The organism is Clavibacter californiensis, from assembly GCF_021952865.1.
GTDB classification, from domain to species: domain Bacteria; phylum Actinomycetota; class Actinomycetes; order Actinomycetales; family Microbacteriaceae; genus Clavibacter; species Clavibacter californiensis.
Window position 1 is genome coordinate 1,550,608 of record NZ_CP040792.1, and the last position, 17,606, is coordinate 1,568,213.

Below are 17,606 nucleotides of genomic sequence, written 5' to 3' on the forward strand. Positions count from 1 at the left end.
GTACCATCGGGGGATGCCCCGCACCCCCGACGACGATGCCCTCAGCTGGGCCGGCGAGGAGGCGGATCCCACGCTCGCCCGCTCACCCGAGCCGCAGCGCGCGGTGCCGCGCCGCCGCCCGGACGCCGCCCCCTCGACCGCCACGGGCCGCACATCGGCCCTCGGGGCGACGGCCGCGCGCCGGGCCGCCGCGTCCGGATCCGCGACGACCGGATCCGACGACCCGCACGGACTCGCGCTGGACGACGACGACGCCCTCGCCGCGCCCGACGCCTCGCCCGAGGTGGTGGGGCTCGCCTTCTTCGGCGCCGTCGCGGTCCTCGAGGCCATCGCCTGGTTCTTCGTCGTCCGCGACAACCCGTCGAGCGCCGGATCCGCCTTCCAGGTCGGCGTCGCGCAGGCGACCGAGGCCCTCACGGTGCTCGCGCCGCCGCTGTGGGTGGCCGCCGTGGTCGCCGCCCTGCGCGGCATGCGCGTCGGCCGCCGCATGCTCGCGCTGGCCGTGGGCGCCGTCGTCCTCTTCCCCTGGCCCTGGCTGGTGACGCGATGAGCGCCGAGCGGGCATCCGGCGGCGTGACCGCGACAGCCGCCGCGCGGACGCGCCGCGGTCGGCCGACGCGCGCCGGCTGGGTCGTGGGGATCCTCGGCGCGGTCGCCCACGGGATCCTCGTGTGGCAGGCCGTCGACCAGTACACGGCCTTCCGCGACATCGCGACGGCCTTCGGCGGATCCCTCCGGCCCGGCACCCTCGCGACGCTCGTCGGCGCGATCATCGTGCCGGTCGTCGCGTTCGTCCTCGCGGCGCTCGCCACGCGCGGCCGACCCGTCGCCGCGCGCGTCCTGGTCATGCTCGCGGGCCTCGCCGCCGCGAGCGCGCTCACGGTCGGCCTCGCGGCGCTGCTGCCGCTCCTCTAGCGCGGGCGGCTAGAGCGGCCAGGCGGCGAACAGCACGAGGGCGATCAGCACCACCTGCGCCACGAGGCGCGGCACGAGCGGGATCGCGATGCGGCCGAAGCGCTCCGGGTGCCGGGCCGCGAACGCGTTCGCCGGGAAGACCGCGACCAGGAAGACGGCCAGCGCGACGCCTGCGGCGAGGCGCACCGGCTCGATCAGCAGGCCGATCCCGCCCGCGATCTCGCAGAGCCCCGTGAACCACACGAGCACCAGCGGGGAGGGCGCTCCGGGGCGCCGGAACGACGGCGGGATGATCGCCGCCATCGCCGTGGCGGCCTTCGGCACGAAGTGGTTGACGCCCATCCCGAAGAAGACGAGGGCCAGCAGGATCCGCACGGCGAGCTGGATCGCAGCCCACGTCACATCGCTCATCGGCCCATTGTGGGGCCACTAGCATGTGAGGGTCCCAGCCGCCCCCGCCCGAAGGACCGCCTCTTGACGAAGCCCGTCGTGTTGATCGCCGAAGAACTCTCACCCGCCACCGTCGACGCCCTGGGGCCCGACTTCGACGTCCGCTCCGTCGACGGCACCGACCGCCCTGCCCTGCTCGCGGCCCTCGCGGAGGCGGACGCCGTGCTCGTGCGCTCCGCCACCAAGATCGACGCGGAGGCCATCGCCGCAGCTCCCCGCCTCCAGGTCGTCGCCCGTGCGGGCGTCGGCCTCGACAACGTCGACATCAAGGCCGCGACCACCGCGGGCGTCATGGTCGTGAACGCGCCGACCTCGAACATCATCTCGGCCGCCGAGCTCGCCATCGGCCACATCCTCTCGCTCGCGCGCTTCATCCCGGACGCGAGCGCCTCGCTCAAGCAGGGCCTCTGGAAGCGCTCGTCCTTCACGGGCGTGGAGCTCTACGAGAAGACCATCGGCATCGTCGGCCTCGGCCGCATCGGCACGCTCGTCGCCCAGCGCCTCGCGGGCTTCGGCGCGACGCTCGTCGCGTACGACCCCTACGTCACTCCGGCGCGCGCGCAGCAGCTGGGCGTGCAGCTCCTCCCGCTCGACGAGCTGATGAAGGCGTCCGACTTCATCACCATCCACATCCCCAAGACCCCCGACACCACGGGCCTCATCGGCACCGAGCAGTTCGCGCTGGCGAAGCCGACGCTGCGCATCGTCAACGCGAGCCGCGGCGGCATCATCGACGAGGACGCGCTCTACACGGCGCTCAAGTCGAAGCGCATCGCGGGCGCCGGCCTCGACGTGTTCGTCACCGAGCCGCCCACGGGATCCCCGCTGCTGGACCTCGACAACATCATCGTCACGCCGCACCTCGGCGCATCGACCGACGAAGCGCAGGAGAAGGCGGGCGTCTCGGTCGCCAAGAGCGTGCGCCTCGCGCTCGGCGGCGAGCTCGTGCCGGACGCCGTGAACGTCGCCGGCGGCGTCATCGACCCGTACGTGCGCCCCGGCATCCCGCTCATGGAGAAGCTCGGCCAGGTGTTCTCGGGGCTCGCCCACGAGGCGCTCACGAGCATCGACGTCGTGGTGCGCGGCGAGCTCGCCGGCTACGACGTCAGCGTGCTGAAGCTCGCGGCGCTCAAGGGCGTCTTCACCAACGTGGTGAGCGAGAACGTCTCCTACGTGAACGCGCCGCTCCTCGCCGAGCAGCGCGGACTCGAGGTGCGCCTCATCACGGACGCCGTGTCGGAGGAGTACCGCAACGTGCTCAGCATCCGCGGCGCGCTGTCCGACGGCACCCAGGTGTCGGTGTCGGGCACGCTCACGGGGACGAAGCAGATCGAGAAGCTCGTCGAGATCGACGGCTACGACGTCGAGGTGCCGTTCAGCCGCCACCTCATCGTCATGAAGTACGAGGACCGCCCCGGCATCGTCGCGGTCTACGGCAAGGAGTTCGGCGACGCCGAGGTCAACATCGCCGGCATGCAGATCGCCCGCCAGGAGGCCGGCGGCCGTGCGCTCAGCGTGCTCAGCGTCGACTCGCCCGTGCCGGACGGCGTGCTCGAGAACGTGCGGCACGCGATCCAGGCCACGTCGCTGCGCGAGATCGACATCGCCGACTGATCCCGGTCGGATCGACCACCGCGAGGGCGGCTGCTGCGGCGGCCGCCCTCGCGGCGCGTCCGGCCCGGTCAGCCGCGGGTCGAGCGGATCCGGACGAGGTCGTCGACCACGCGGATGAGCTCGTCGAGCGCCTCGTCGGCGGGCGCGGATCCGCCGAGCCAGGGCTGGAGCGCGCTGTTGTAGTAGAGGCCGTCGCCGATGAGGAGCACGGCCCGCGCGACGGCTGGGTCGCCCACGGCCTCGAGGATGACGGCGGCCCACTCGTCCTGCAGGTGCGTGAGCGTGTCGCGGGCCCGCGGGTGGTTGCCCTGCGCGAGGCGGGAGGTCGCGACGTAGGCGCGGTCGAACGGCGTGGCCGTGGACAGCGAGCTGCGGATCCACAGGTCCACAGGGCCTCGCTCGGCCGCCCGGAGCCGCGCGACGTCCGCCTGCGCCAGCGCGGACATGCGCGCGAGCAGCCCCTCGACGAGCGCCTCCTTGCCGCCGAAGTGGTAGAGCAGCCCGCCCTTGGAGACGCCGGCCGCCGCGGCGACGGACTCGAGCGTCGTGCCGCGCTCGCCCTGCTGCACGAGCAGCTCCTCGAAGGCGTCGAGGATGCGGTCGCGCGCGGTGCCGGCTGAGGGGGACGCCGGGTCGGGTGCGCCGTCGGGCACGGGCGCGGGGTCGTCGGGCGATGAGGCGGGCATGGATCCAGCGTAGCGGCGGGTTGCCCGCTGTACCGACCGGACGGTACAGTGATCCCGGTCGCGCCCGCGACCCCGTCCGCGCCATTCGCGCCGTCGCCTCCCGACGTCAGGAAGCACCGTCATGTCCACGCCCCGCATCGCATCCGTCCCCGAGACCGCCGTCACCGGCCGGGCCGGACGACGCCAGTGGGCCGCGCTCGTCGTGCTGATGCTCCCGGTGCTCCTCGTCTCGATCGACAACACGGTGCTGAGCTTCGCGATGCCGTCCATCGCGCGCGACCTCGAGCCGTCGGGCGCCGCGCAGCTCTGGATCATCGACGCCTACCCGCTCGTGCTCGCCGGGCTCCTCGTCGCGATGGGCAACATGGGCGACCGCTACGGCCGCCGACGCCTGCTCATGATCGGAGCGGCCGGCTTCGGCGTCGTCTCGGCCCTCGCCGCCTTCGCGACCGACGCCTCGCAGCTCATCGCCGCGCGCGCCGCCCTCGGCTTCTTCGGCGCGATGCTCATGCCGTCCACGCTGTCGCTCCTCCGCTCGATCTTCACCGACCGGAAGCAGCGCCGCCTCGCGATCGCGATCTGGGCGTCGGGCTTCTCCGGCGGATCCGCGCTCGGCCCGCTTGTCGGCGGCGTGCTGCTCGAGCACTTCTGGTGGGGATCCGTGTTCCTCGTGGCCGTGCCCGTGCTGCTGCCGCTGCTGATCCTCACGCCTGTGCTCGTCCCCGAGTCGAAGGACCCGGCGCCGGGGCCGATCGACGGGGTCGCGATCCTGCTGTCGCTCGCGACCGTCGCGCCCATCGTCTACGCGATCAAGACCTTCGCGACCGAGGGCGTCATTCCGCTCGCGATCGTGGCGCCCGTCGTGGGCGTGGTCGCCGGCATCCTCTTCGTGCGCCGCATGTCGCGCGCCCGGAACCCGATGCTCGACGTCGCGCTGTTCCGCGAGCCCGTCTTCACGGGCGCCGTGCTCGTCAACCTGCTGAGCGTCGTCTCGCTCGTCGGCTTCCTCTTCTTCGTGACGCAGCACCTGCAGCTCGTCGCGGGGCTCGATCCGCTCGCGGCGGGTTTCGCGCTCATCCCCGGATCCGTGGTCGTCATCGTCTCGGGGCTCGTGATCGTGCCGATCGTGGCGCGGGCCCGCCCGTCGCGCGTGGTCGCGATCGCGCTGGCGTTCTCGGCGGTCGCCTACGTGATCCTCGCGGTCACGGGCAAGGGCGCGTCCGTCGGGCTGCTGGTCCTCGCGTTCTGCCTGCTCGGCGCGGGCATCGGCGCGTCGCAGACCATCTCGAACGACCTGATCATCGCGGCCGTCCCGCCGGCGAAGGCGGGGGCGGCGTCCGCGGTGTCGGAGACGGCGTACGAGGTGGGCGCGGTGCTCGGCACGGCTGTGCTCGGCAGCATCCTGACGGCCAGCTACCGCACGGGCCTCGTCCTCCCCGCCGGGCTCTCCGAGCCGGACGCGTCCGCGGCCCGGGAGACGCTCGGGGGAGCGGTGTCGGTCGCCGAGCGCGTCCCGGCCGACGTGGGAGCGGCGCTGCTGGAGTCGGCGCACCAGGCGTTCGACGGCGGCGTGGTGACCACCTCGATCATCGGCGCCCTGCTCATGGTCGGCGCGATCGTCATCTCGCTCACGAGCCTCCGCCGCGCCAGCTCGCACGACTGAGCCCGACCCGACCCGTCATATGAGTCGGGCCCGTCACCTCGCGAGGTGACGGGCCCGATGCGCGCGCGGGAGCGGATCAGACGACGTTGTCGTCCGAGCGCTCGCTGCGCGTGATGCGCTGGCCGGTCGCGGGGTCGATGCGCGTGCGCGTCTCGCTGACGGCGGTCCGTCGGCGGGCGAGGAGCGCGACGCCGATGATGATTACGAGCGCGCCGCCGCCCATCAGGATGTAGCCGACGAGCTGCAGGTCGACGCCCGGGACGGTGAGGTCGACGGCGAACGCGAGGATCGCGCCGACGATGACGAGGAAGATGCCGAGTCCGATGCTCATGGGTGGTCCTTCGGGTCCTGCCCGTCGGAGCCGCCGGGTGGATCCACCGTAGCGCGCGGGTGCCCGCGGCGGACGGGTAACCTGGCCCGACACCCACCGAGCCCCGGGAGGATCCATGCCCCGCACCATCTCGCTCGCCGTCGTCCCCGGGGACGGCATCGGTCCGGAGGTCGTCCACGAGGCCCTCCGCGTGCTGCGGGAGGCGGTGCCCGCGGACGTGTCGCTCGACACCACGCAGTACCCGTTCGGCGCCGGCCACTTCCTCGAGACCGGGGAGATCCTCACCGACTCCGACCTGACGGCCCTCGCGCAGCACGACGCGATCCTGCTCGGCGCTGTGGGCGGCGACCCCCGCGACGCGCGCCTCGCGGGCGGCATCATCGAGCGCGGCCTGCTGCTCAAGCTGCGCTTCGCGTTCGACCACTACATCAACCTGCGGCCGACGACCCTGCTGCCCGGTGTGGCCTCCCCGCTCGCGGCTCCCGGCGAGGTCGACTTCGTCGTCGTCCGCGAGGGCACCGAGGGGCCGTACGCCGGCAACGGCGGCGTGCTCCGCCGCGGCACCGAGCACGAGATCGCGACAGAGGTGTCCGTCAACACGGCGCACGGCGTCGAGCGCACGGTGCGGTTCGCGTTCGACCTGGCCTCCAAGCGCGACCGCAAGCGCGTCACCCTCGTGCACAAGACGAACGTGCTGACCTTCGCGGGATCCCTCTGGCAGCGCACCGTCGACCGCGTCGCCGCCGAGCACCCCGACGTCACCGTCGACTACCTGCACGTCGACGCGACCATGATCTTCCTGGTCACCGACCCGTCGCGCTTCGACGTGATCGTCTCCGACAACCTGTTCGGCGACATCATCACCGACCTGGCGGCGGCGATCAGCGGCGGCATCGGCCTCGCCGCGTCCGGCAACGTCAACCCGACGGGGGCGTTCCCGAGCATGTTCGAGCCGGTGCACGGATCCGCGCCCGACATCGCCGGCCAGCAGAAGGCCGACCCGACCGCGGCGATCCTCTCGGTGGCGCTCCTGCTCGATCACCTCGGCCTGCCGGACGCCGCCGCGCGCGTCACGGCCGCGGTCTCGGCCGACCTCGTCGCGCGCGCCGACGGCGACGCCGCACCCCGATCCACCGCGGAGGTCGGCGACGCCGTCATCCGCGCCCTCTCCACGAACCGCTGAAGGACCCCATGAGCACCACCAGCAGCACAGCCTCCACCCACGGCACCGCGTCCACCGCCTTCCCCCTGTCCTTCGAGCAGACCCCGTCGGAGAGCGCCCGCGCCGACGCCGAGCGGGAGGCGATCCTCGCGGACCCGGGCTTCGGGAAGCACTTCACGGACCACATGGTCCAGATCGACTGGACGCTCGACGCCGGCTGGCACGACGCCCGCGTCGTCCCGTACGGGCCGCTCCAGCTGGATCCCGCCGCGAGCGTGCTGCACTACGGCCAGGAGATCTTCGAGGGCATGAAGGCGTACCGCCACGCCGACGGATCCGTCTGGACCTTCCGCCCCGACCGCAACGCCGCCCGCCTCCAGCGCTCGGCCCGCCGCCTCGCGCTGCCGGAGCTGCCCACCGAGGACTTCGTCGAGTCGGTGCGCCAGCTGGTCCGCGCCGACCTCGACTGGGTGCCGACGGCCGCCGAGCAGAGCCTGTACCTGCGCCCCTTCATGATCGCGAACGAGAGCTTCCTCGGGGTCCGCGCCGCCCAGCGCGTGGGCTACTACGTCATCGCCAGCCCCGCGGGCGCGTACTTCACGGGCGGCGTCGCGCCGGTGTCCATCTGGCTGTCCACGCAGTACTCCCGCGCGGGCAAGGGCGGCACGGGCGCCGCGAAGTGCGGCGGCAACTACGCCGCGTCGCTCCTCCCGCAGGCCGAGGCCGCGTCGCACGGCTGCGCGCAGGTGCTGTTCCTCGACTCCGAGGAGGGCCGCTACCTCGAGGAGCTCGGCGGCATGAACATCGTGCTGGTCTACGAGGACGGCCGGCTGGTCACGCCCGACTCGGAGAGCATCCTCGAGGGCATCACGCGCGACTCGATCCTCGAGCTCGCGCGGGACCGCGGCCTCACGGTCGAGAAGCGCCGCGTGGAGCTGTCGGAGTGGGTCGACGGCGTCGCGTCCGGCGAGATCACCGAGGTGTTCGCGTGCGGCACCGCGGCGGTCATCACGCCCATCGGCCGCCTGATGGGCGACGGCCTCGACGTCGGCGACATCGACGCGCCCGCGGGCGAGCTGACGATGTCGCTGCGCCAGGAGCTCACCGACATCCAGTACGGCCGCATCCCGGACCGCCACGGCTGGCTCACGCGCCTCGACGCGTAGCGCGCTCCCGCATCGACGCCGACGGCCGGTCCCTCCTCGGGGCCGGCCGTCGACGCCTATGCGCCCGCCGGCGCTCAGGCGCGCCGCAGGTCCCCGGCGTGCGCGCGCGCGAAGTCGAGGAACGACCGCGGTGGCGTGCCGGTGATCTCCGTCACCGCGCCGCTCATGGCGCGCACGTCGTCGAGGCCGTCGCGCACCACCTCGGCGTACTGGCGGACGAGCCCGCGTGCGAGCCACGCATCCGCCCCGCCGGCGCGGAGGGCCAGGCCGAAGAGCGGCCCGGGCAGGTGGAGGTACCGGATCCGCCGCCCGAGCGCGACGGACAGGCGCTTGGCGATCTGCCGCGACGTGAGCGCCTCGGGCCCGGTCAGCACGTGGTCGCGACCCTCGTGCCCGTCCTCCGTGAGCACCTGCGCGGCGACGCGCGCGATGTCGGCGGCGTCGATCCAGCCGATGGCGCTGTCGCCGGTGGTCTGCGGATAGACGCCCCGCCGGATCGCGGGCGCCGACTGCAGCACGTTCTGCATGAACGCCGACGGGCGCAGCAGGGTCCAGTCGAGGTCGGACGCGCGGAGGAGCGCGTCCGTCCAGGCGCAGGCCCGGGCCCAGGGGAGCCGCGAGTCGAGGGTCGCGTCGCCGCCGGAGAGATGCACGACGCGCCGGAGCCCCGCCGCCTCCGCCGCCTCGACGGCGTTCCGGCCGAGCTCCGCCTGGCGCGTTGTCACCGGCGTGAGGAGGAACATCCGGTCGCAGCCCGCCATCGCCGGGCCGAGCGACTCCGGACGCCCCAGGTCGCCGAGCACGGCGTCGATCCCCCGCGCCCGGAACGCCGCCACCTGATCCGGCCGACGGCACAGGGCCCGCACCGGCGCGCCCCCCTCGGCGAGCAGCGTCACGACCCGTCCCGCGACCCCGCCCGTCGCCCCGGTCACGATGATCCTCGATCCGTCCATGGTGCCTCCTGGTCGGTATCAGAGATCTGATACATGTAACCGTAGCGCCTAGGCTGGCCGCATGGCCCACCCGCACGAGTTCACCGAGGACGACCTCGGGAGCGTCATCACCTGGAGTGCCGTGCGCGCGGCGCGGCGGCTCGAGCGGATCCTCACGGAGGTGCTCGCCGCCTGGGACCTCAGCCCTGTCCAGTTCGGCGTGCTCGCGCACCTCGCCGTGCGGTCGCCCCTCACGCAGGCCGAGCTCGCCCGCGAGGTGCACGTGCGGCCGCAGAGCATGGATCCGCTCCTCGCCGGCCTCGAGGCGCGCGGCCTGATCGCCCGCTCGGCCGACCGCGGCCGCGGGCGCGCGAACCCCGTCACCCTCGCCGACGCCGGGCTCGAGCTGCTCCGCGAGACGTGGGGGCCGGTGTCCGCTACCAACGACCTGTCGCGCTTCGGCGTCGACGCCGCCACGGGGGAGGCCGCGGCCCGCGCGCTCCTGCTCGTCGCGACCGCGACCGCGACCGCGACCGCGACCGCGGATCCGGACCGCCTCGCCCCGCCGCACGGCTAGGGTCGACACCGTGAAGATCGCGCGTTTCAGCACCGGTGACGACCCCCGCTTCGGCATCCTCGACGAGGAGGAGGGCCACCTGGTCGTCCTCTCGGGCGACCCCATGTTCAGCGGCTACCAGACCACGGGGGAGCGCGTGCCGCTCGCCGACGCCCGGCTGCTCGCGCCGGTGATCCCGCGCTCCAAGGTCGTCGCGGTCGGCCGCAACTACGCGGCCCACGCGGCGGAGCACGGCAGCGAGGCGCCCACCACGCCGCTCATCTTCCTGAAGCCCAACACCTCGGTCATCGGTCCGGACGACGCGATCCGCCTCCCCGCCGACAGCGAGCAGGTCGAGCATGAGGGCGAGCTCGCGGTCGTCGTCGGCCGGATCACGCGCGACGTGTCCGTGGAGGACGCGCGCCGCTCGATCTTCGGCTACACGATCGGGAACGACGTGACCGCCCGAGACATCCAGCACTCCGAGAGCCAGTGGGCGCGCGCCAAGGGGTACGACACGTTCTGCCCGCTCGGCCCGGTCATCGAGACCGAGGGCTCGTTCGAGGACGCGCTCATCGAGACGCGCGTGGACGGGGAGCTGCGCCAGTCCGGCCGCACGAGCGAGATGGTGCACACGGTGCCCGAGCTCATCGCGTTCGCCTCGCGCGTCTGGACCCTGCTGCCCGGCGACGTGATCCTGACCGGCACACCCGCGGGCGTCGGCCCCTTCACCGACGGCCAGGTCGTCGAGGTGTCGATCGAGGGCATCGGCACGCTCTCCAACCCCGCGCGCGCCCGCGCCTGACCGTGATCCGCCCCGGCCGTCCCGCGCGCCTCGCGCTGGCCGCCGCGGCGGTGGCGCTGCTCTCGGGCTGCGTCTACGACGTGTCGGACTACGGGCTCCAGACGCCGGGCTCGACGGACGCGGGGTCGCCCTCGTCGACCCCCACCGGGGAGGCGCCGCCCGCCGTCGACCTCCCCGTGGGCTGCTCGCCGGCCGACCTCGCGATCGACTGGGAGCAGCCCGCGGCGGGACCCGTGGAGGAGCTCCTCGCCGTCCGCGTGATGACCGTCCGGGTCCCGGGCGCGGGCGAGCAGCCGGGCCTCGGATCCACGCCGGAGCGGGTCCAGCGCACCGACACGGTGCTCGTGCCGCCGCTCACGCTGGCCGTCGACGAGACGGGCGTCGGGTCCGCGGCGGTCGTCGACCCCCTCACGCCGACGGACGCCTGGTCCGCGCTGCTGCGCGACGACCTGCGGGACCGCGACCTCGCGGGACGCCGCTTCGGCAACCCGCCGCAGATCACGTCCTTCGACCCCGTGACGGACCGTGAGGCGCGCTACGTCCTCGGCTACCTCGGCTCCACCCTCTCCGCGCGGTTCACGGTCACCGGTTGCGACGGCGTGTTCCGGTCGAGCGGATCGCTCACGGGCACGGATCCGACGCGCTCGGCGGGCACCGCCCTGCTGGAGTGCGGCGTGCCTCCCGGAGACCAGTACGACCGCTTCGACCTCCTCGAGCCGTACTGCGCGGACGGAGCGCCGCCGGCCGACAGGGGCGCGGGCACCGCGCCCTAGAATCGGACCCAGGATGACTGAGACAACCGCGCACCCCGTGACCACCGCCACCGGCACCGACGTCCGCGTCCGGTTCTGCCCGTCCCCGACCGGGACGCCGCACGTGGGGCTCATCCGCACGGCCCTCTTCAACTGGGCGTATGCGCGCCACACGGGCGGCAAGCTCGTCTTCCGCGTCGAGGACACCGACGCCGCTCGCGACAGCGAGGAGAGCTATGGGCAGCTCATCGAGGCGCTGCGCTGGCTCGAGATCGACTGGGACGAGGGCGAGGGTGTCGGCGGGCCGCACGTGCCGTACCGCCAGTCGCAGCGCACCGACCTCTACCTCGACGTGATCCGGAAGCTCACCGAGTCCGGCCACCTCTACGAGAGCTACGCGACGGCCGAGGAGATCGAGGCGCGCAACCGCGCCGCCGGCCGCGACCCGAAGATGGGCTACGACAACTTCGAGCGCGACCTCACCGAGGCCGAGCGCCAGGCCTTCCGCGACGAGGGCCGCGCGCCCGCCCTCCGCCTCCGCGTGCCGGACACGGACCTCTCGTTCGACGACCTGGTGCGCGGCACGGTCACGTTCCCGGCCGGATCCTTCCCCGACTTCGTGCTCGTGCGCCCCAACGGCGCCCCGCTCTACACGCTGGTGAACCCCGTCGACGACGCGCTCATGGGGATCACGCACGTGCTCCGCGGCGAGGACCTGCTCTCGTCCACGCCGCGTCAGATCGCGCTGTACCACGCGCTGATCGACATCGGCGTGGCCGACGCCATCCCGCGCTTCGGCCATCTGCCGTACGTGATGGGGGAGGGCAACAAGAAGCTCTCCAAGCGCGACCCCGAGTCGAACCTGTTCCACCACCGCGACCGCGGCTTCATCCCCGAGGGCCTCATCAACTACCTGGCGCTGCTCGGCTGGTCGCTCACGCACGACCGCGACGTGTTCTCGCGGATGGAGATGGTCACCGCGTTCGACGTCGCCGACGTCACGCCCGCGCCCGCCCGCTTCGACCTCAAGAAGGCGGAGTCGCTGAACGGCGACCACATCCGCCTGCTCGCGCTCGACGACTTCGCGCAGCGCCTCGTGCCGTACCTCCAGGCGGCCGATGTCGTCGGCGCCGAGCTCACGCACGACGAGCAGCGGATGCTCGAGGCGGCCGCGCCGCTCGTGCAGGAGCGCATGCAGCTCCTCGGCGAGGCGCCCGACCTCCTCTCCTTCCTCTTCACCACTGCCGACGCGCTGCCCTACGACGACGCGGCCGTCCAGGCGCTCAAGGACGACGCCCCCGAGGTGCTCGCCGCCTCCCGCGGGGCGCTCGCCGGGGTCCCGCACACGCAGTGGGACATCGACCTCGTGCAGGAGGTGCTGCAGAACACGCTCATCACCGGCATGGGCATGAAGCCGCGCCTCGCCTACGGCCCGCTGCGCGTCGGGATCTCCGGGCGCCGGATCTCGCCGCCGCTGTTCGAGTCGATGGTGCTGCTCGGCAAGGACGAGACCATCGCGCGCCTCGACCGCCTCGCGGGGATGCTCGGTGCCTGACGGCGCGGGCGCGGGATCCACCGGCGCCGGATCCACCGCGACAGGCGACTACTATGACGTCGTCGTCATCGGCGCGGGCCCCGCTGGCCTGTCCGCCGCGCTGAACCTGGTGCGCGCCCGCCGCCGGACGCTCGTGCTCGACAGCAGCCGGCCGCGCAACGCCGCGACCCTCATGTCGCACGGCTTCGTCACCCGCGACGGGATCTCCCCGCTCGAGCTCCGCAAGCTCGGCCAGGTCGAGGTGGAGTCCTACGACGAGGGCGAGTTCCAACTCGCCGTCGTGCAGTCCGCGGAGCCGTCCCCGGGTGGGTTCACCATCCGCGCGAAGGGCGTGCGCCGGGCGCCCGATCGCGAGGTGCGCGCGCGCCGGATCCTCATCGCCACGGGCCTCGTGGAGACGCTGCCCGACCTGCCGAGCATCCGCGCCTACTACGGCACCGCCGTGCACAGCTGCATGGAGTGCGACGGCTACGAGAAGCGCGACGAGCCGCTCTTCCTCATCGGCGAGACCGACGACCTGGTGGAGCGCGCGCTGCTGCTCTCGCAGTGGTCGCGCGACATCATCGTCCTCACCAACGGCGTCGCGCGCATCGACGAGGCGGGGGAGCGCGGGCTCGCATCCCTCGGCATCCGCGTCGACCGCCGTCCCGTCGCCGACATCGAGGGCGAGCGCGCGGCCGTCACCGGCATCCGGATGCAGGACGGCTCCGTCATCCCGCGCACCGGCGGCTTCGTGCGCCCGCGCTACTCGACCGCGCTCGACTTCCTCGCGGGGCTCGACCTGGACACCGACGACGACGGCCACATCGCCGTCGACGCCGAGGGCCGCACCTCCCACGAGGGCGTCTACGCGGCGGGCGACAGCTCGCAGCCCGGCCCGCAGCAGCTGATCATCGCGGCCGGCTTCGGGGCGCGCGCGGCCAGCGCGATCAACCGGGACCTGCTCCCGCGGATCTGAGGTGTCGGGCCTCCGTCGGTTTGGCGCGGATCCGGCCGATGGGCTACACTCGACGAGGCCCGATCGCGCATCGGGGCCTTGGGGTATGGTGTAATTGGCAACACGGAAGATTCTGATTCTTTTGTTCTTGGTTCGAGTCCAGGTACCCCAGCACTGAAATCGCAGGAAATGACAGGCCCGGATATCCGGGCCTTTTCCTTTTCCCGCGTGCGGCCTGGCTGCTGCCCTTCCGCCCGGAACGACGACGGCCCCGCCCGAGCATCTGCTCGAGCGGGGCCGTCGTGGTGTTCAGGGCGAACGGATCAGGCGAGGCGCCCCTTCGGCGAGCTCTCGCTCGTCTTCGACGGGTCCTTCTCCACGACGTCGCCGAGGGCGTCGTCGATGCGGGTGAGGAGCTCCGCGGGGATCTCCACGCCGGACGCCTTGACGTTCTCGTGGACCTGCTCGGGACGCGAGGCGCCGATGATGGCGGAGGCGACGTTGTCGTTCTGGAGCACCCACGCGACGGCGAGCTGGGCGAGCGACAGGTCGAGCTCGTCGGCGACGGGCTGCAGCTCCTGCACGCGCGTGAGGACGTCGTCGTTCATGTATCGCTTGATCATGTCGGCGCCGCCCTTGTCGTCCGTGGCGCGCGAGCCCTGCGGCAGGTCCTGGCCCGGCTTGTACTTGCCGGTGAGCACGCCCTGCGCGATGGGGGACCAGACGATCTGCGAGATGCCGAGGTCCTTCGAGGTCGGGACGACCTCCTCCTCGATGACGCGCCAGAGGGCCGAGTACTGGGGCTGGTTCGAGATCAGCTGGAAGCCGAGCTCGCGGGAGAGGCCGTGCGCCTCGCGGAGCTGCTCGGGGGTCCATTCGCTGACGCCGATGTAGAGCGCCTTGCCCTGGCGGACGACGTCGGCGAACGCCTGCATCGTCTCCTCGAGGGGGGTCTCGTAGTCGTAGCGGTGGGCCTGGTAGAGGTCCACGTGGTCGGTCTGGAGGCGCTCGAGCGAGCCGTCGATCGACGCCATGATGTGCTTGCGCGAGAGGCCGGTGTCGTTGTGGCCCTTGGCGCCGGTCGGGAAGTAGACCTTCGTGAAGATCTCGAGCCCGTCGCGGTTCTCGCCCTTGAGCGCGTCGCCGAGGACCTTCTCGGCGACGGTGTTCGCGTAGCCGTCGGCCGTGTCGAACGTGGTGATGCCGGCCTCGAGGGCCGCCTGCACGCACTGGGTGGCGGTGTCGTTCTCGACCTGCGACCCGTGGGTCAGCCAGTTGCCGTACGTGATCTCGGAGATCTTGAAGCCTGAGTTGCCTAGGTAGCGGAATTCCATCCTCCGAGCCTACGCCGGGCGCGCTGGGCGACCCCGGGACGCGGTCTGTCCGACCGGTGACCGGGAGATGCACGTGCGGCCCCGCCCGATGGTCTCGGGCGGGGCCGCACGGTCGTGCAGGAGGGAGCGCTGGTCAGGCCTCGCGGGTCTTCGGCGAGCTGTCCTCGGTCTTGCGCGGGTCCTTCTCGACGATGTCGCCGAGGGCGTCGTCGATGCGCGTGAGCAGCTCGGCCGGGATCTCCACGCCGGACGCCTTGACGTTCTCGTGGACCTGCTCGGGACGCGAGGCGCCGATGATCGCGGAGGCGACGTTGTCGTTCTGGAGCACCCAGGCGACGGCGAGCTGGGCGAGCGACAGGTCGAGCTCGTCGGCGATGGGCTGCAGCTCCTGCACGCGGGAGAGCGTGTCGTCGTTCATGAACCGCTTGATCATGTTCGCGCCGCCCTTGTCGTCGGTCGCGCGGGATCCGGACGGCAGCTCCTGGCCGGGCTTGTACTTGCCCGTCAGCACGCCCTGCGCGATGGGGGACCACACGATCTGCGAGATGCCCAGCTCCTTCGACGTGGGCACGACCTCCTCCTCGATGACGCGCCAGAGGGCCGAGTACTGCGGCTGGTTCGAGATGAGCTGGAAGCCCAGCTCGGTGGCGAGGGCGTGGCCGGCGCGCAGCTGCTCGCTCGTCCACTCGCTCACGCCGATGTAGAGCGCCTTGCCCTGGCGGACGACGTCGGCGAACGCCTGCATCGTCTCCTCGAGGGGCGTCTCGTAGTCGAACCGGTGCGCCTGGTACAGGTCGATGTAGTCGGTCTGGAGGCGCGTGAGCGACGCGTCGACCGAGTCCATGATGTGCTTCCGCGAGAGCCCCACGTCGTTGTGGCCCTTGGGTCCCGTGGGGCCGAAGACCTTGGTGAAGATCTCGATCGATGCGCGTCGCTCGTCCTTGAGCGCCTCGCCGAGCACGGTCTCCGCCTTGGTGTTGGCGTACACGTCCGCGGTGTCGAATGTGGTGATCCCCGCCTCGAGCGCGGCCTTCACGCACGCGGTCGCGGTGTCGTTCTCGACCTGCGATCCGTGGGTGAGCCAGTTGCCGTAGGTGATCTCGGAGATCTTGAAGCCGGAGTTGCCGAGGTATCTGAATTCCATGGTCCGACCGTACGCCTGCAGCCTCCGCGGTCCCGCACGAAAGTGTGCCACGGGTCCTGCGCCCGCGGTCAGGCGGCGGGGGAGCGGATCACGTGCAGGGGCGCGAGGGCCGTGTCGAGAGCCGCCTCCAGCGGCCAGGCCGATCGCTCCGGCTGGCTGAGCACCAGGCCGCCCTGGATGGCCGCGAGGATCACGGTGGCGATGCGCTCGGGATCCGCGCTCGCGTCGACGAGATGCGCCTCCCGCATCCGCTCGACGCCGCGCGCGAGGAACGCGCGCCATGCCCGCATGGACGCGGCGATCGTGCGCTCGAGCTCGGCGTCGACGGCCGCGGCCTGCGTCGCGAGCGACCCGATGGGGCACGCCCAGCGCCCGCGGCCGATGTAGTAGTCGACGAGCCCGGTGCGCCACGCCTCCCACGACTCCCAGGAGCCCAGGTCGTGGATGTGCGGCTCCTGCGCCTCGAGGAGCTGCCGGCCCTCCCACTCGGCGACCTCGCGCACGAGCTCGATCTTGCCGCCGGGGAAGTAGTGGAACAGCTGGCTCTTGCTCGTGAGGGTGGCGGCGCGCACGTCGTCGAGGGTCGTGCCGCCGATGCCGGTGGCGAGGATCTGCTCACCCGTCGCCTCGATGATCCGCTGGCGGGTGCGGCGGCCGCGCTCGGTGATCTTGGGCTCGGCCATGCCCCGATCCTACCGTTGTGGACCGAATGGTCCAACGCGTGCTATCAATTGGACCATGCAGTCCAACAGTGAAGTCCTCCAGTCCCTCGTCCCCGACACCCGGCTCGCCGGCCGCACGGCCGTCGTCACCGGATCCACCAGCGGCATCGGCGAGGCCATCGCCCGCGTGCTCGCCTCCTCCGGCGCCGAGGTCGTCGTCAGCGGCCGCGACGTCGATCGCGCCCGTTCCGTCGTCGACGCCATCACCGCGGCGGGCGGCACCGCCCACGCGGTGCCGGCCGACCTCGCGGGGAGCGCCGAGGGGATCCGGCGGTTCGCCGCGGAGGCCGCCGCCGCTCTCGACGGCCGGGTCGACATCCTCGTCAACAACGCCGGCATCTACCCCGTCGGGCCGACCGCGGCGCTCGGCGACGACGACCTCGACGCCGTCCTCGCCGTCAACGTCCGAGCGCCCCACGTGCTCGTCGCGGCGCTCGCGCCGGCGATGGCCGAGCGGGGGACCGGTGCGGTGGTCAACGTCGGATCCTGGATGTCCCGCGTCGGCGTCCCGTTCGGCGCGGCCTACACGGCGTCGAAGGCCGCCGTCGAGCAGATGACCCGCACATGGGCGGCGGAGTACGGCCCGCGCGGGGTGCGGGTCACCACGGTCGCGCCCGGCGTGACCGCCACGCCCGGCAACGCGTCGGACGCGGCCGTGCTCGACGCCATGACGGCGACCACACCCGCGGGCGTCCCGGTGCGCCCCGTCGACGTCGCGTTCGCCGTGCGCTTCCTCGTGTCCGACGAGGCGGCGTTCGTGCACGGCGCGCTGCTCGACGTCGACGGCGGCATCGGCAGCACGCGCCTCGGCTGACGCACGGCCGCTCCCCGACGCGATGACGCCCGCCCCCGGATCCGGGAGCGGGCGTCGTGGTCGTAGGG

19 protein-coding genes and 1 tRNA gene are annotated in these 17,606 nt (G+C 72.7%); 13 read left to right on the forward strand and 7 right to left on the reverse strand.

All coding sequences use genetic code 11. The annotated features are described in order from the left end of the window. The first annotated feature begins 13 nt into the window (after positions 1 to 13). Both FGD68_RS07575 and FGD68_RS07580 read left to right on the forward strand, forming a co-directional pair. Positions 14 to 550 (forward strand): hypothetical protein, encoded by a 537-nt coding sequence (locus FGD68_RS07575; RefSeq protein ID WP_237609983.1) that lies wholly within the window; start codon positions 14 to 16, stop codon positions 548 to 550. Beyond that, on the forward strand, positions 547 to 915 hold the full coding sequence (locus FGD68_RS07580) for a hypothetical protein (RefSeq protein WP_237609984.1): 369 nt from the start codon (positions 547 to 549) through the stop codon (positions 913 to 915). Before FGD68_RS07575 ends, FGD68_RS07580 begins: the two co-directional genes overlap by 4 nt. A gap of 9 nt (positions 916 to 924) precedes the next feature. Here FGD68_RS07580 and FGD68_RS07585 read toward each other — a convergent pair whose 3' ends face one another. Then, positions 925 to 1,326: a DoxX family protein gene (locus tag FGD68_RS07585; RefSeq protein WP_119372953.1), complete on the reverse strand. Its 402-nt coding sequence runs from the start codon at positions 1,324 to 1,326 to the stop codon at positions 925 to 927. Between the two features lie 63 nt (positions 1,327 to 1,389). Here FGD68_RS07585 and serA point away from each other — a divergent pair, with 63 nt between their 5' ends. Continuing rightward, the gene (gene serA, locus FGD68_RS07590; protein ID WP_119372954.1) at positions 1,390 to 2,979 is read left to right on the forward strand and encodes a phosphoglycerate dehydrogenase; all 1,590 of its coding nucleotides are present in this window, start codon (positions 1,390 to 1,392) and stop codon (positions 2,977 to 2,979) included. Positions 2,980 to 3,047: 68 nt separating this feature from the next. On the opposite strand, the gene FGD68_RS07595 is transcribed toward serA, so the two are convergent. Next, entirely contained in the window at positions 3,048 to 3,665 is a 618-nt protein-coding gene (locus FGD68_RS07595; RefSeq protein WP_119372955.1) for a TetR/AcrR family transcriptional regulator, read from the reverse strand. Between the two features lie 121 nt (positions 3,666 to 3,786). Here FGD68_RS07595 and FGD68_RS07600 point away from each other — a divergent pair, with 121 nt between their 5' ends. Beyond that, a complete protein-coding gene (locus FGD68_RS07600) occupies positions 3,787 to 5,328 on the forward strand; it encodes an MFS transporter (protein ID WP_119372956.1) in 1,542 nt (513 codons plus the stop codon). 76 nt (positions 5,329 to 5,404) lie between these two features. On the opposite strand, the gene FGD68_RS07605 is transcribed toward FGD68_RS07600, so the two are convergent. Then, positions 5,405 to 5,659, reverse strand: coding sequence for a DUF6458 family protein (locus FGD68_RS07605; protein ID WP_015489804.1), 255 nt, complete (start codon positions 5,657 to 5,659; stop codon positions 5,405 to 5,407). 115 nt (positions 5,660 to 5,774) lie between these two features. On the opposite strand from FGD68_RS07605, the gene FGD68_RS07610 reads away from it, so the two are divergent. Together FGD68_RS07610 and FGD68_RS07615 are read left to right on the forward strand one after the other, a co-directional pair. Further along, on the forward strand, positions 5,775 to 6,842 hold the full coding sequence (locus FGD68_RS07610) for a 3-isopropylmalate dehydrogenase (protein ID WP_119372957.1): 1,068 nt from the start codon (positions 5,775 to 5,777) through the stop codon (positions 6,840 to 6,842). Positions 6,843 to 6,850: 8 nt separating this feature from the next. Next, on the forward strand, positions 6,851 to 7,987 hold the full coding sequence (locus tag FGD68_RS07615) for a branched-chain amino acid aminotransferase (RefSeq protein ID WP_182480912.1): 1,137 nt from the start codon (positions 6,851 to 6,853) through the stop codon (positions 7,985 to 7,987). A gap of 74 nt (positions 7,988 to 8,061) precedes the next feature. Here FGD68_RS07615 and FGD68_RS07620 read toward each other — a convergent pair whose 3' ends face one another. Then, on the reverse strand, positions 8,062 to 8,940 hold the full coding sequence (locus tag FGD68_RS07620; RefSeq protein WP_119372958.1) for an SDR family oxidoreductase: 879 nt from the start codon (positions 8,938 to 8,940) through the stop codon (positions 8,062 to 8,064). A gap of 61 nt (positions 8,941 to 9,001) precedes the next feature. On the opposite strand from FGD68_RS07620, the gene FGD68_RS07625 reads away from it, so the two are divergent. From FGD68_RS07625 to FGD68_RS07650, 6 genes are all read left to right on the forward strand, one after another. Further along, positions 9,002 to 9,496, forward strand: coding sequence for a MarR family winged helix-turn-helix transcriptional regulator (locus FGD68_RS07625; RefSeq protein ID WP_237609985.1), 495 nt, complete (start codon positions 9,002 to 9,004; stop codon positions 9,494 to 9,496). Positions 9,497 to 9,506: 10 nt separating this feature from the next. Beyond that, complete coding sequence (locus FGD68_RS07630; protein ID WP_119372600.1) at positions 9,507 to 10,280, forward strand: fumarylacetoacetate hydrolase family protein; 774 nt, start codon at positions 9,507 to 9,509, stop codon at positions 10,278 to 10,280. Between the two features lie 2 nt (positions 10,281 to 10,282). Further along, on the forward strand, positions 10,283 to 11,053 hold the full coding sequence (locus FGD68_RS07635) for a hypothetical protein (protein WP_119372601.1): 771 nt from the start codon (positions 10,283 to 10,285) through the stop codon (positions 11,051 to 11,053). 13 nt (positions 11,054 to 11,066) lie between these two features. Beyond that, a complete protein-coding gene (gene gltX, locus FGD68_RS07640) occupies positions 11,067 to 12,587 on the forward strand; it encodes a glutamate--tRNA ligase (RefSeq protein ID WP_119372602.1) in 1,521 nt (506 codons plus the stop codon). Beyond that, entirely contained in the window at positions 12,580 to 13,545 is a 966-nt protein-coding gene (locus FGD68_RS07645; protein ID WP_119372603.1) for an NAD(P)/FAD-dependent oxidoreductase, read from the forward strand. The genes gltX and FGD68_RS07645 overlap by 8 nt, the downstream gene beginning before the upstream one ends. A 79-nt stretch (positions 13,546 to 13,624) precedes the next feature. After that, positions 13,625 to 13,696 (forward strand) — tRNA-Gln (locus tag FGD68_RS07650). Positions 13,697 to 13,847: 151 nt separating this feature from the next. Here FGD68_RS07650 and FGD68_RS07655 read toward each other — a convergent pair. The 3 genes from FGD68_RS07655 to FGD68_RS07665 all read right to left on the reverse strand — a co-directional run bounded on the left by FGD68_RS07655 (position 13,848) and on the right by FGD68_RS07665 (position 16,685). Further along, on the reverse strand, positions 13,848 to 14,858 hold the full coding sequence (locus FGD68_RS07655) for an aldo/keto reductase family protein (protein WP_119372604.1): 1,011 nt from the start codon (positions 14,856 to 14,858) through the stop codon (positions 13,848 to 13,850). A 133-nt stretch (positions 14,859 to 14,991) separates the two neighbouring features. Beyond that, positions 14,992 to 16,002: an aldo/keto reductase family protein gene (locus tag FGD68_RS07660; protein ID WP_104236074.1), complete on the reverse strand. Its 1,011-nt coding sequence runs from the start codon at positions 16,000 to 16,002 to the stop codon at positions 14,992 to 14,994. A gap of 68 nt (positions 16,003 to 16,070) precedes the next feature. Next, complete coding sequence (locus tag FGD68_RS07665; protein ID WP_119372605.1) at positions 16,071 to 16,685, reverse strand: TetR/AcrR family transcriptional regulator; 615 nt, start codon at positions 16,683 to 16,685, stop codon at positions 16,071 to 16,073. Positions 16,686 to 16,740: 55 nt separating this feature from the next. Between FGD68_RS07665 and FGD68_RS07670 the strand changes: the two genes are divergently transcribed. Then, positions 16,741 to 17,538 carry an SDR family NAD(P)-dependent oxidoreductase gene (locus FGD68_RS07670; RefSeq protein ID WP_119372606.1) on the forward strand — a complete coding sequence of 266 codons (798 nt, stop codon included), beginning with the start codon at positions 16,741 to 16,743 and terminating at the stop codon, positions 17,536 to 17,538. Positions 17,539 to 17,606 lie beyond the last annotated feature (68 nt).

What these genes read in the sequence shown, in the direction of transcription:
- FGD68_RS07575 (WP_237609983.1), top strand. Translation starts at nt 14, where the DNA reads ATGCCCCGCACCCCCGACGACGATGCCCTCAGCTGGGCCGGCGAGGAG.
- FGD68_RS07580 (WP_237609984.1), top strand. Translation starts at nt 547, where the DNA reads ATGAGCGCCGAGCGGGCATCCGGCGGCGTGACCGCGACAGCCGCCGCG.
- FGD68_RS07585 (WP_119372953.1), bottom strand. Translation starts at nt 1,326, where the DNA reads ATGAGCGATGTGACGTGGGCTGCGATCCAGCTCGCCGTGCGGATCCTG.
- FGD68_RS07595 (WP_119372955.1), bottom strand. Translation starts at nt 3,665, where the DNA reads ATGCCCGCCTCATCGCCCGACGACCCCGCGCCCGTGCCCGACGGCGCA.
- FGD68_RS07600 (WP_119372956.1), top strand. Translation starts at nt 3,787, where the DNA reads ATGTCCACGCCCCGCATCGCATCCGTCCCCGAGACCGCCGTCACCGGC.
- FGD68_RS07605 (WP_015489804.1), bottom strand. Translation starts at nt 5,659, where the DNA reads ATGAGCATCGGACTCGGCATCTTCCTCGTCATCGTCGGCGCGATCCTC.
- FGD68_RS07610 (WP_119372957.1), top strand. Translation starts at nt 5,775, where the DNA reads ATGCCCCGCACCATCTCGCTCGCCGTCGTCCCCGGGGACGGCATCGGT.
- FGD68_RS07615 (WP_182480912.1), top strand. Translation starts at nt 6,851, where the DNA reads ATGAGCACCACCAGCAGCACAGCCTCCACCCACGGCACCGCGTCCACC.
- FGD68_RS07620 (WP_119372958.1), bottom strand. Translation starts at nt 8,940, where the DNA reads ATGGACGGATCGAGGATCATCGTGACCGGGGCGACGGGCGGGGTCGCG.
- FGD68_RS07625 (WP_237609985.1), top strand. Translation starts at nt 9,002, where the DNA reads ATGGCCCACCCGCACGAGTTCACCGAGGACGACCTCGGGAGCGTCATC.
- gltX (WP_119372602.1), top strand. Translation starts at nt 11,067, where the DNA reads ATGACTGAGACAACCGCGCACCCCGTGACCACCGCCACCGGCACCGAC.
- FGD68_RS07655 (WP_119372604.1), bottom strand. Translation starts at nt 14,858, where the DNA reads ATGGAATTCCGCTACCTAGGCAACTCAGGCTTCAAGATCTCCGAGATC.
- FGD68_RS07660 (WP_104236074.1), bottom strand. Translation starts at nt 16,002, where the DNA reads ATGGAATTCAGATACCTCGGCAACTCCGGCTTCAAGATCTCCGAGATC.
- FGD68_RS07665 (WP_119372605.1), bottom strand. Translation starts at nt 16,685, where the DNA reads ATGGCCGAGCCCAAGATCACCGAGCGCGGCCGCCGCACCCGCCAGCGG.
- FGD68_RS07670 (WP_119372606.1), top strand. Translation starts at nt 16,741, where the DNA reads ATGCAGTCCAACAGTGAAGTCCTCCAGTCCCTCGTCCCCGACACCCGG.